The organism is Pedobacter sp. GSP4, assembly GCF_051857575.1.
GTDB lineage: Bacteria > Bacteroidota > Bacteroidia > Sphingobacteriales > Sphingobacteriaceae > Pedobacter.
The window spans coordinates 370249-382156 of record NZ_JBPZIR010000003.1; the positions used below are offsets into that span (position 1 = coordinate 370249).

General features: G+C 38.7%; 10 protein-coding genes and 1 riboswitch. Of the genes, 5 read left to right on the forward strand and 5 right to left on the reverse strand.

Going from position 1 to position 11908, the window contains the following annotated elements; genetic code table 11:
- The first annotated feature begins 81 nt into the window (after positions 1-81).
- Positions 82-1218, forward strand: a complete 1137-nt coding sequence (locus ACS5PU_RS08795) for an ATP-binding protein (protein ID WP_439458917.1) — start codon at positions 82-84, stop codon at positions 1216-1218.
- The gene (locus ACS5PU_RS08800; RefSeq protein ID WP_025141651.1) at positions 1218-1436 is read left to right on the forward strand and encodes a DUF3820 family protein; all 219 of its coding nucleotides are present in this window, start codon (positions 1218-1220) and stop codon (positions 1434-1436) included. The genes ACS5PU_RS08795 and ACS5PU_RS08800 overlap by 1 nt, the downstream gene beginning before the upstream one ends.
- Before the next feature lie 172 nt (positions 1437-1608).
- Here the strand turns inward: ACS5PU_RS08800 and ACS5PU_RS08805 are convergent, their stop codons facing one another.
- Together ACS5PU_RS08805 and ACS5PU_RS08810 are read right to left on the reverse strand one after the other, a co-directional pair.
- Positions 1609-2325 (reverse strand): DsbA family oxidoreductase, encoded by a 717-nt coding sequence (locus ACS5PU_RS08805; protein ID WP_439458918.1) that lies wholly within the window; start codon positions 2323-2325, stop codon positions 1609-1611.
- A gap of 92 nt (positions 2326-2417) precedes the next feature.
- On the reverse strand, positions 2418-5114 hold the full coding sequence (locus tag ACS5PU_RS08810) for a M14 family metallopeptidase (protein ID WP_439458919.1): 2697 nt from the start codon (positions 5112-5114) through the stop codon (positions 2418-2420).
- 209 nt (positions 5115-5323) lie between these two features.
- Positions 5324-5524: riboswitch (cobalamin riboswitch) on the forward strand.
- 199 nt (positions 5525-5723) lie between these two features.
- Between ACS5PU_RS08810 and metE the strand changes: the two genes are divergently transcribed.
- From metE to ACS5PU_RS08825, 3 genes are all read left to right on the forward strand, one after another.
- Positions 5724-8057, forward strand: coding sequence for a 5-methyltetrahydropteroyltriglutamate--homocysteine S-methyltransferase (gene metE, locus ACS5PU_RS08815; protein WP_439458920.1), 2334 nt, complete (start codon positions 5724-5726; stop codon positions 8055-8057).
- A gap of 88 nt (positions 8058-8145) precedes the next feature.
- A complete protein-coding gene (locus tag ACS5PU_RS08820; RefSeq protein ID WP_439458921.1) occupies positions 8146-8532 on the forward strand; it encodes an acyl-CoA thioesterase in 387 nt (128 codons plus the stop codon).
- A 61-nt stretch (positions 8533-8593) separates the two neighbouring features.
- On the forward strand, positions 8594-9262 hold the full coding sequence (locus ACS5PU_RS08825; protein WP_439458922.1) for a class I SAM-dependent methyltransferase: 669 nt from the start codon (positions 8594-8596) through the stop codon (positions 9260-9262).
- 17 nt (positions 9263-9279) lie between these two features.
- Here ACS5PU_RS08825 and darG read toward each other — a convergent pair whose 3' ends face one another.
- The 3 genes from darG to ACS5PU_RS08840 all read right to left on the reverse strand — a co-directional run bounded on the left by darG (position 9280) and on the right by ACS5PU_RS08840 (position 11866).
- Entirely contained in the window at positions 9280-10314 is a 1035-nt protein-coding gene (darG, locus tag ACS5PU_RS08830) for a type II toxin-antitoxin system antitoxin DNA ADP-ribosyl glycohydrolase DarG (RefSeq protein WP_439458923.1), read from the reverse strand.
- 3 nt (positions 10315-10317) lie between these two features.
- On the reverse strand, positions 10318-10941 hold the full coding sequence (gene darT, locus ACS5PU_RS08835; protein WP_439458924.1) for a type II toxin-antitoxin system toxin DNA ADP-ribosyl transferase DarT: 624 nt from the start codon (positions 10939-10941) through the stop codon (positions 10318-10320).
- A 115-nt stretch (positions 10942-11056) separates the two neighbouring features.
- Positions 11057-11866 (reverse strand): phosphatidate cytidylyltransferase, encoded by an 810-nt coding sequence (locus ACS5PU_RS08840; RefSeq protein WP_439458925.1) that lies wholly within the window; start codon positions 11864-11866, stop codon positions 11057-11059.
- Positions 11867-11908 lie beyond the last annotated feature (42 nt).

An 11908-nucleotide genomic window follows, 5' to 3' on the forward strand; every position in this document is an offset into this window, starting at 1 on the left:
TCAGTCAGTCTGTTGACTGAATTAACGTTAATTGAGTCAGTCTATTGACTGAATTAACGTTTTTTACTATATTTGGCTTAAATGGAAAGTCAAATTACCAGATCCTTACAACCTATAATCCTCAATAAAATTGGGAAAAATAAGGTTATCTTAATATTTGGAACCCGAAGAGTAGGAAAAACCTGGTTGGTAGAAAATATCATAAAAGATGCCAACATTAACCATCTTTCTTTAAATGGCGAGGATCAGGATGTACAGGCACTATTATCTACGCGAACTGCGGCTAACTATAAAAGAATTTTGGGAGAAGCTAAGCTGCTTATTATTGATGAGGCACAGGTTATTCCTGAAATAGGAAAGATATTAAAACTGTTGATTGATACTTTCAAAGATTTAACCATAATTGCGAGTGGCTCCTCTACCTTTGATCTTTCAAACCAAACAGGCGAACCATTAACCGGCCGAAGTTTAACCTATTATCTTTACCCAATAGCACAGCTTGAGCTGGATAAAAGGGAAAATGCTTTACAAACAACTCAGAACCTAGAAGAAAGGCTAATCTTTGGTTCATATCCCGAACTATTCCACTTGGATTCATTAGCCGAAAAAGCGCAGTATTTAACAGAGCTTGTTAAATCTTATTTATTAAAAGATATCCTGATGTATGAAAACATACAGAATAGCGCGAAACTTTTGGAACTATTAAAACTTATTGCATACCAAGTAGGCTCAGAGGTTTCAATTGATGAAATTTCCCGCACGCTGGGCCTTAGTAAAAATACAGTAGATCGTTATCTCGATTTGCTTGCCAAAGTTTTTATTATTTACAAAGTCGGCGGATACAGCAATAATCTACGTAAGGAAGTTACAAAATCGTCAAAATGGTATTTTTACGATAACGGTATCAGAAATGCAATTATTAATGATTTCAGACTGTTAGCGCTACGTAATGATCAGGGTATTTTATGGGAAAACTATTGCTTTAGCGAACGTATTAAGAAAGTAGAATACGAACAACAAAATGCTACTCACTATTTTTGGAGAACTTACGATCAACAGGAAATCGACCTTATCGAAGTTAAAAATGGGGAAATTTTAGCGGTCGATTTCAAGTGGGGTGGTCAGAAAAAGAAAATACCTGGTTTTTTCGCTAAAAATTATCCCAAAGCCACTTTTTCAATTATTAACAAAGAGAATTACTTAGATTTTATATTGTAATGTTAGACCCAACCTTGTTGCTCGATTTAGTGAAAATGCAAATGCCTTACGGAAAATATAAAGGTTATCTAATCTGTAATATTCCCGAAAGTTATTTGCTGTGGTATAAAGATAAAGGTTTCCCAAAGGGAAAATTAGGCGATTTAATGGCTACCATGTTCGAAATACGCGTTAATGGACTGGAATACCTCTTAACCCCGTTGAAGAACCAGCGGTAAATCTTTCGAGTACTACCATAAAAAATCGTCATTGCGAGAAGGCTTTTTCAGCCGACGAAGCAATCTTTCTAGAAAGAGTTAATGGCGTAAAAGATTGCCTCGTCGTTCCTCCTCGCAATGACGAAAATTTAATAGGTTTTGTTAATGCTAGCGTAATCTGCGGGAAACAACCCTATATCTCACAGCCATTTTCATCACAAACCGCATCATTATTTTTATTTAATGAGGTCAGTGTAGTTTTTGGCTGAGCTTCTTTCCACTCTGTAAAACTTTGGGTAAGTGCATCGGTAAAAGCCTGAACGGGCTGAGCGCCCGAAACACCATATTTACGGTCCATAACAAAATAAGGTACGCCCCTGATACCCAAATTCTGGCTTTCGTAAATATCGTAACGAACAGCTTCGGCAAATTGATCGCTACTTAAAACCGCTTCTGCTTCTTCTTTATTTAAACCGATTTCTACCGCAAGATCAATCAAAACACTGCTTTCGCCGATATTTTTTGATTTAACAAAATGGGCTTCAAAAAGCTTTTCTTCAGCTAAATCCTGTAGGTTATGTTGTGCTGCCAAATGGATCAGGCGGTGTGCATTAAAGGTATTGGCCGGAATATTAGTATCAAAATCGATCGTTAAGCCCGCATTTGCAGCCATATCAACAACCTGTTTGGTCATCTGTTTAGCCTGTTCAACAGGCATTCCCTTGCTTCTCGAAAGGTAATCGTAAACTGTTTCGTTATTGGTGTTATGGTATTCCGGATTGAGCTGAAAACTCTTCCAATCCACTTCAATTTCATTTTTAAAAGGCAGCTTTTCCATAGCTTGTTCAAAATGCCTTTTTCCGATATAGCAAAACGGACACATTACATCCGACCAGATTTCTACTTTCATGACACAAAAGTAAATTGATTATAAATGGGGAAAGTAAAGCCAAAGTAAAAAGCCACTATCGTTAAGTATAGTGGCTTCTTAAATCACAGCATTTATTTATACAGCTGATTAAATATTAACTTAAAAGTTCCGTGCGTTTGTGCCCTAAAAGCTATTTCAGGTCCGAAAGCCAGCAGTTTTCCCTTGCCAACCTTTGCCTCAAAAGCGGTTACACCATCCTGCAGGTAAGCTTGGCCCCAGGCCCAGCCACTGCGCAACGGCGCAGCTGTTTCAAACCACATTAAAGGCTTAATCTTTCCTGATGCGATGGCATCGCCTGTAAGTTTAAAAACCGGACTGTTATCAAAATACACATCTGCTTCTTTTTCCATACCCCAGTTTGTTGGCAATGAAGTATCAACGCCTACATTTAAAACGCTTCCGGGAACGTAATACTTCTCTGCAGGCAAACGTTTTTCCTCACCGTTTACAATTTCCACCATTGCATTGCGAACAGGTAACTTTAAGTGGAAAGCTAAATTGGTACTGCTGCCTATGGTTACAATGTTTCCACCGGCTTCTAAAAACTTCTTTAATTCAGGGATTGATTTATCAGCGGTAATTCTTCCCAAACGGTTTCTGTAAGCTTCAGGAATTTCTTCTGCCTTCGGACCAAATGATCTGTTTCCAGCACCTCCGCTCTGAACAGATGGAATTGCTCCTCCTACAAAAATAATTACATCATACTTGGATTTTAAATTTCCGGCATCAATATCCTGAGGATAAATTACAGTTGCATTATAGTGATACTGCTCCATTAAAAACCTTACCCATCCCGAGGCCATAGAGCCTCCGTAAGTATCCCATAAAGCAATACGGCCAGCTGAAATTTCAACTTTGTTTTTTGGGGCCGGGGCACTTTTAAGTTTCACATTTGCTTTTTCCAGTATCGATTTCCCTGTGGATGAAACATAAAAATCGCCGTTTTCGGTAGAGCGGTAAACAGCAACTTTATTCTTCAACAGATCATTTACTGCTGTGTAAGAATCGTTTTGTGCCGCACTTAATACATAGCCTGATCCACTTGGCAGTTTATTTTCAGATTTTAATAATGCTCCGTAAGGATTTTTCTCAAAAGGGCCGGTAAAATCATCCAAAATGCGGTCGAACTTTACATCCATTAAATAGGCCAAAGTCCATCCGGCAGCATCGTATGGGGGAATTGGTGCGCCTCCCTCATATTTAAAATCGTTTGGATGGTCTTGTGGTTCGAACATGTCCAAAACATGCGGACGGAAAGCCTGATCGGTTTTTACCACATAACTTCCGGCAGGATAATTTTTGCCCGCTACTGTAAATGCCGAACTTGCCTTTTGAACCACAATACCCGTTCTGATCAAAGCATTTAAAAATTTAATGGCCGAATTAAAATCAGGTTGATCTGCAGATAAAATATAACCTCTTGGATCGCGGTTCGCTGGTGCTTTCATCACGGTATCGAGTGCTTTAATACTCAACTGCCGTCTCGGTCCAAAATCAGCATCTCCACCTGCAACCGCTGCACCTTTGTCGTTTTTCGCGGCATTGTTAATGGCTTCTATTTTTTTCGGGGAAAACGACCAGGTATCTTTTTTACCGCGCTCAATAGAATTTCTGCCCATTTGATAAATGTTGAACAGCAGTTCATCACGGTAGCGCTGGGCATAACTTAAAACAGCATAATTTAGGGATACAGAATAATCAATTGAGTTTTTAAAATACCATTTGCGCGGAGTAATCGGGTTTGGCGAATCGCCGTTTGGCAATAAACGCGATGGAACCAGTGGAATTTCTGATGGGGTGGGGTTACCGATAATCTCGGTTAACAGCCCGATCATGTTATGGAAATAAGTTGTTGTTCTTAACCCGCCATTATACCAGGTAGAATAAACCGAACCGCCCCGCTGGGTGTAGCCAGGCTTATTTTCTACATTCATTCTATTGTGCATGGCCGCACCAACAGCATCCAAACTGGTTAGCACCATGGGGTCGAATACATAATTAAAAGGATCGCGGTAAGGAGGTCCGGCCACTACTGTTCCGGCAGGGCCAGCCTGGTGATGGTTGTACATAATCTGCGGAATCCATTCTACAAAAAGCTGACGCCCTATGTTCTGTGTTTCTTTAAGGTTTAACATAAAGAAATCGCGGTTATTATCGTGTCCAGCATATTTTTCATACAGTACCGGCAGGCCCGAAGTTGTTCTTTTATTCTGGTCTTTTTCCCTCATGTACCAATTGCTTACCAGTTCCTGGCCATCGGGGTTAGCATGTGTAAAAAGAATAATTACATTATCCAAAATGCGCAAGGTTTCCGGATCGCTTTTAGAAGCAAATTCATAGGCCGTCTGTATCAGTTGATGTGCGCCAACCACTTCGTTTGCATGCAGCCCGCCATCAATCCAAACTACCGCTTTTCCTTCCTGTGCCAAGGCCTTAGCCTGTTCGGCATTAATTTCGGCATGTGCAAGCTGCTGCGAAATTTCTTTATACCGATCCAATTTCTTTAAATTTTCTGGCGAAGAAACAATTAACATGTACTGGCTTCTTCCTTCTTCGGTTTTACCTATATCTACGAGCTTGACACGCTTTGATGTTTCGGCCAGTTTTTTAAAATAAGCCTCCGTTTGGGTATAATTGGCTAGCTGGTAGTTATCACCGATATCGAAACCAAAATGCGTTTTTGGCGTGGGCACTTCCTGTGCCTGAACCGCACAGCACGAAATTATCAAAAAAGCAAAACAGGTATTTTTGAAGTAGTTTTTTATCATAATCGGGTTGTTTGTTGGATAATCAAATATAATAGAGAAAATGTAGCGATTTTACATGCGCCAAATTTGTTACAGTGCAGGTTTTGACAGAATTATATAGCTCAAAAAGCCTTTATTTTATCTCATGCGGTGCAAAAAACATTAAAAATTTAAAAAATCCTCCATCTTAATCTCTACATTTGCCTTTGATGTAAGTTCTTAACTTTATTTTTTCATCAACCGATATTGGCTTTACTTAGCTGTAGATTAAAAGGGAATCGTGTGCAAATCACGAGCTGTCGCGCAACTGTAAATTCTGTTTTTAAACGAAACAACGGTTTTATCAATATGCCACTGTGCCGATTTATCGGTATGGGAAGGCGATAAAATCGGGAATAAGTCAGGAGACCTACCGATATCGAATTGACGGTGCTTTCGCGTTATAAAGCAATTGGTCAGGTCTGATAGGTTCATGATAGAATTAACCATTTTATTAAATTTTGCTTTAAGCTTCTGGCTGATAAGTAGGTTTTTTGCGCCCTAACCTTTCCTTTTCATTTTAACCAAAAGCATCATAAAATATTGCTTAAAGGGCTTTTAAACGATTTATTTACTTAATCTTTAAAAGAGATGCTAACGCAAAATCTGGGCTATCCGCGAATAGGTAGCCAAAGGGAATTAAAGAAAATCTGCGAAAATTACTGGGCAGATAAAACTGGGTACAAAAATGTACTTCAGGTGGGGAAAAACATCCGCCACGAAAACTGGAAACTTCAAAAAGAAGCTGGGATAGATATTATTCCATCAAACGATTTTTCTTTTTACGATCATGTATTGGATCATTCCTTAACTTTCGGCGCCATTCCGAAAAGGTACAATGAAGTAATCTTGAAAAAAGGAAACGCCGAACTGGACCTTTATTTTGCCATGGCTAGGGGTTATCAAAAAGATGGATTAGATGTTGTAGCCATGGAAATGACCAAATGGTTCGATACCAACTATCACTACATTGTTCCAGAATTCTATAAAGATCAGCCTTTTAAACTGTTCTCGACTAAAATTATCGACGAGTTTTATGAGGCTAAACAATTTGGGCTAACCACTAAGCCGGTTTTGATCGGTCCTGTTTCCTATCTTTTACTGGGTAAGGAAAAAGAAGCCGGTTTCGAAAAAATAGATCTGATCAAGAACCTTCTTCCGGTTTACATCGATATACTATCCCGATTGGACGCTTTGGGAGCCGAGTATATACAATTCGACGAGCCATTTTTAACTTTAGATTTAACCGAAAAAGATCAAAAAGCCTACCAATATGCCTACAAAGAAATCAGGAAGGCTTTTCCACAATTAAAAATTGTATTGGCTACTTATTTTGAAGGCCTGGGCAATAATCTTGCGCTTGCGGCTGCTTTACCTGTAAATGTACTGCACATCGACCTCGTACGTGCTGAAGATCAGTTAACGGATGTGCTGGCTGCTTTAAAAGAAGAGACCATCCTTTCGCTGGGCTTGGTAGATGGCAGAAATATCTGGAAAAATGATTTTGAAAAATCGGTTTCCATCATTAACCAGGCTATCGAAAAAAGAGGTCGGGATAAAATCTGGATTGCGCCATCCTGCTCTTTAATCCATTCGCCTGTTGATTTAGACAACGAAACCAACGAGCAAAATCTCTCAGCAGAAATTAAACAATGGCTCGCCTATGCAAAGCAAAAAATTGCCGAACTGGCCACCTTAAAAAAACTGATCACAAACGAAAGCCCTGCATCTACCCTGCAAAAACTGGAAGAAAACAAGCTTGCCATCAGCAACCGTAAAGTTTCCAAAATCATTCATAATCCTGAGGTTAAAGCACGTGTTTTGGCACTAAAATCCGACGATGCTGAGCGCTTAAGTGCATTTTCTACCCGAAAAATTAAACAGCAGGAACTCAATCTGCCAAGTTACGCCACAACTACTATCGGTTCGTTTCCGCAAACAGCAGAAGTACGGAGTTGGAGGGCTAAACTCAAGAACGGAACTTTTACCGAAGATGAGTACAACAGCTTAATAGCCGAAGAAACTGCAAAAGCAGTAAAATGGCAGGAAGAAATCGATCTGGATGTACTGGTTCATGGCGAATTTGAACGCAACGATATGGTGGAGTACTTTGGTGAGCAGTTAGCTGGTTTTGCCTTCTCTAAAAATGGGTGGGTACAAAGTTATGGCTCGCGCTGCGTGAAACCGCCTATTATTTTTGGCGATGTTTCCCGTCCAGAGCCTATGACGGTAAAATGGACAGCTTACGCACAATCACTTACCGATAAACACATGAAAGGCATGTTAACGGGCCCTGTAACCATATTACAGTGGTCGTTTGTGCGTAACGATCAGCCCCGGTCAGAAACCTGTACCCAAATTGCATTGGCCATCCGCGATGAAGTTTGCGATCTGGAACAGGCTGAGATAAAAATTATCCAGATAGACGAGCCAGCCATTAGGGAGGGTTTACCGCTGCGCAAGGCAGATTGGCAAAACTATTTAAACTGGGCAGTTAAAGCCTTCAAAATTTCGGCAAGCGGTGTTAAAGATGATACACAGATCCATACACATATGTGCTACTCGGAGTTTAACGATATTATCCAGAATATTGCCGATATGGACGCCGATGTAATTACCATCGAAACCTCGCGTTCGCAAATGGAACTGTTAGATGCTTTTGCCGATTTTAAATATCCGAACGAAATTGGTCCTGGGGTATACGATATCCACTCTCCAAGGGTTCCGAAGCGCGAAGAAATGGTTCAGCTGTTGAAAAAAGCAAAAGCTGTTATTCCTTCCGCGCAGCTTTGGGTTAATCCCGATTGCGGTTTAAAAACCCGTGGCTGGGACGAAACCAAAAAGGCTTTGATAGAAATGGTAGAAGCCGCAAAAGAGATGCGTAAAACAGAAGAAGTGCTGGCTGAAGATCTCCAGGTAAATTAATACTTTTGCCACGGAAGCCCAGAACCACTGAAGAACTAAAATATTCTGTGCGTAGCTGTGTTTCCGTGGCTAATTTTAAACTTTAAGCATGACCTTAGAAGAAAGAATAGAAAACTCTAAAACCAGTATTTTTAAAGCCGTTTTTCCAAACACAACCAACCATTACGATACCCTTTTCGGCGGCACGGCCATGCATTTGATGGATGAAGTTGCCTTTATTACCGCAACCCGTTTTAGCAGGCAGATTATGGTAACCGTAAGCAGCGATAGGATAGATTTTAAAAAGCCAATCCCTGCCGGCACCATTATAGAGCTTATTGGCCAGGTAAGCCATGTGGGCAATACCAGTTTAAAGGTTAATGTAGAAATTTACATCGAACAGATGTATGCCGAAGGACGTGAACTTGCCGTACACGGCGATTTTACTTTTGTTGCCATAGATGAAAATAAAAAGCCAGTTCAGGTAATTAAATAATCTTGTAACTTTTGCCCTAAAAGATGTAAAAATCTGTAGCCGTAAATCTTTAGCTTTGGTTATGGAACAGCAACACCCGGAAGAAGAATTAAAAAGTATTGCCAAACAGCTGGCCTGCCCGGAAGGCGAACATGGCATTAAAACCGGAGAGATGATGCATGCCAGTAACATTGGTATGACCAGCGCAGCCATTGAAGCTTTATGCCTTAAAAATAACGATACCGTTTTAGAAATAGGTCATGGTAATGGCGGGCACATTGCTCAGCTCTTATCAAAAGCCGAAAACCTAAAATACTTCGGTGCCGATATTTCTATAACCATTATTGCCGAAGCTGAAAAAATTAACCATGATTTCATCAGCCATGGAAAAGTTGAGTTCGCATTAACAGATGGAAATAACCTTCCGTTTGATGATAATCAGTTCGATAAAATTTTTACGGTAAATACCATCTATTTCTGGTCAGCTCCTATTCAATACCTTAAACAGATTAAGGATGTGTTAAAACCAAACGGATTATTTGTATTATGTTTCGCAGCTAAAACTTTTATGGAAAAACTGCCGTTTACGCCTTACGGATTTACACTTTATACCCCAAAAACAGTGAAATCGCTGTTGGAAAGTGCAGGTTTCAAAACTGAAAACACCATCGAAAAATTGGAGCAGGTACAAAGCAAAACCGGCGAACGGGTAGAAAGAAAATATTATATTGTAGTTGCTTCCGAAAATTAAATTTAGCTATAATTCGTTTAATTCAAATGTACTCTTAAGTTTTTGATCGCAATTTGAATAAATCTTGTATTGGTAAACAAAGTTTTTTTTCTATCACTCCAATTTTCTATTTCCCTGATAATTGCTTCCTCATCATTTGCTTTCTTTTCAGTAATAATGAAATCAATAGTTGAAAGTAGTTCCAATCCAAAAGGAGAATAAAATCCAGCAAGAAAGTTTTTAGTTTTCTTAACAGTTGTTTTGTAAATAGCGTTTTCTTCTTTATCTAAATATTCATTTACCTCATTTTCAGCATCAAAAACTAAATCAAGTTCTTCAAATGGTTTCTTATCCTTGGAACTGTAACCCATGATATAACTACCGTTTAAATAATACAACACATGTTTTACCTTTCCTGAATATGGCCCGTAAAAATTGGGATGAAAGTATAATTTAAAGGCATTTTTTGCACCGAAACGCTGCAAAAAGTAGGCGATTTTTTCTGAAGAAAACTCAGAGACAAATTCACCGTTTCTAACCAATTCATACAACACCGATAATAGCATTGCTCTTGCTGGAGTAAGTTTAACCCGCTCTTTTCTTAATACTTCCTGTACAGATGCATTGGGTTCGTAAACATAAATATTACAGTCAACATCTGTTAAATATTCTTCCATAATCTGTTTAACTCTTGTCCAGTCCAACCCTCCATTTCCTGAACCTAATGGTGGTATAGCAATTGATTTAATTTTCTTCGCTTTAATCAGTTTTCTCAATTCTGCCAGCCCTTCTTCAATGTACTCATATTCAGATGGCAAGCGCCAAGTTGTTTTTGTCGGAAAATTTATGATTATTTTTTTTCCACCCAACAAAGATTCTTCTTCTGATACCAAGAGCTTGCCAACTTTTAGTTCATGATTTTTACAGGCACTTGAGTACAACTTAAAATTATTGGGAAACATTTTTTTAAATTGTAGGGCAATGCCTTTACCCATAACCCCAACAGTATTTACTGTATTGACTAAAGCTTCGGCATCACTGTCCAATAAATTACCTATTTTATAGTATACCATAGCCTAAAAGTAAAAATCTGATCTAATGTGAACTTTCTCAGAATCTGTTCCAAACTCTATAATTTTATTTTTTGCGTTTTCATTATAAACTAAGAATCCCAATATAGCATTAATGCTTATATCACCTAATATCAAAAATTCTGCCTCTTTTCTGCGTTTTCTGTCCAAGTCATTTTCATCTATCCAATATTTTGCATTAATGGCTTCTTTATCTAAAATATCATCAATATTATGGATATCCGTGCTCGAATACTGTGTACTAAAACCATCAACTGCATGCCCATCAGTAAATACAAAATCCAGCTCATGCTCGATGATTTTCTTCACAGAAGTTACACAATAAACAATCTGTTCTGCAGGGGTTGGAGCAACCATATTAAACCCATTCTGAATTACATATAGCATTGGTGTTCTGGCTCCAAAATAAAATGGAATATATTCACCCAATTGCCTTCCATTATCCAATAAATAATTATTTCTTGTAGCTATTAAACTACCATCACCAATTGGCCTAAAGTTTTCATTAGCAAGTTCTGAAGTAGCATGTGTGATGCCATGTTTAAGAATATGTAGAATATTCTCTATGTGCGTCATTCTGAACAAATATATTTTATTTAAATCAGGCATTAAACAAAAATACTTTTTACTCCTTTGATATCATGAAATTCGTTTAATAAATATTCTTTTTTCCTTTTGACGTTTGCACTAAACAAATCCACACAACACGTTATTGATCTAGCCCTTAATACAAAATCAGGTAAAGATACGCGTAAACCACTGGTGCAGCCAATAATAAGCCATCAAAGCGGTCTAACAAACCGCCATGCCCTGGCAATAAGCCACCACTATCTTTCGTATCTAAACTGCGTTTAAGCATCGATTCTACTAAATCGCCCAACGTACCAAAACTTGCAATGAGCAATGCCATTCCTGCCCAAACCCAAGCCGGGTTTTCTGTAAACCAGAACGATAAACCAAAAGCAACCAGAACGCTGGTAAACATGCCGCCAAAAAAGCCTTCCCAGCTTTTCTTTGGCGAGTGGCGCTCAAACAGCTTGCGCTTACCATATTTTACGCCAAAAAGGTAAGCCCCTGTATCATTGGCCCAAAGCATCAGCAAAAATGCCAGCGGAAAATGAAAGTTATATTCGTTCCAGTTTTTTAAAAACCCCAGCGCATGAAAAAAGCAAAAGGGAATGGTTACATAAACAAACCCAACAAAAGTGTAAGAAATATTGGCGAAAGGAATTTTATTTTTTTTGTAGAGTTCAGTAATAAAAACCGAAAAAATTAAAGGGATACAAAGCAATAGGTATTTAACATCATATTTAAGATAATGCAGGCCTGCAGCCATCAAAAAGATTAAAACGCCAGCCGCCAAGCCAATATTCCGATGTGGCCTGATACCCGAGTTTTTTATCAGCTTATAAAATTCGAATAAAGCTAAAACACTCAGAACAAGGTAGAAAATAGAAAATGTATAGCTCCCCAAAAGGATAGAGCCAAGCATTACAATGGTAAAAAAGAAAGCGGTTATTGCCCTGGTTTTCATGCTAAAGAGGTAAAATGTGAGATGTAAAATGGATAAGGTTTA

Coding starts and splice junctions, on each gene's coding strand:
- darG (WP_439458923.1), bottom strand. CDS start 10,314: ATGGTATACTATAAAATAGGTAATTTATTGGACAGTGATGCCGAAGCT.
- ACS5PU_RS08820 (WP_439458921.1), top strand. CDS start 8,146: ATGACCTTAGAAGAAAGAATAGAAAACTCTAAAACCAGTATTTTTAAA.
- ACS5PU_RS08800 (WP_025141651.1), top strand. CDS start 1,218: ATGTTAGACCCAACCTTGTTGCTCGATTTAGTGAAAATGCAAATGCCT.
- ACS5PU_RS08805 (WP_439458918.1), bottom strand. CDS start 2,325: ATGAAAGTAGAAATCTGGTCGGATGTAATGTGTCCGTTTTGCTATATC.
- darT (WP_439458924.1), bottom strand. CDS start 10,941: ATGCCTGATTTAAATAAAATATATTTGTTCAGAATGACGCACATAGAG.
- ACS5PU_RS08810 (WP_439458919.1), bottom strand. CDS start 5,114: ATGATAAAAAACTACTTCAAAAATACCTGTTTTGCTTTTTTGATAATT.
- ACS5PU_RS08825 (WP_439458922.1), top strand. CDS start 8,594: ATGGAACAGCAACACCCGGAAGAAGAATTAAAAAGTATTGCCAAACAG.
- metE (WP_439458920.1), top strand. CDS start 5,724: ATGCTAACGCAAAATCTGGGCTATCCGCGAATAGGTAGCCAAAGGGAA.
- ACS5PU_RS08795 (WP_439458917.1), top strand. CDS start 82: ATGGAAAGTCAAATTACCAGATCCTTACAACCTATAATCCTCAATAAA.
- ACS5PU_RS08840 (WP_439458925.1), bottom strand. CDS start 11,866: ATGAAAACCAGGGCAATAACCGCTTTCTTTTTTACCATTGTAATGCTT.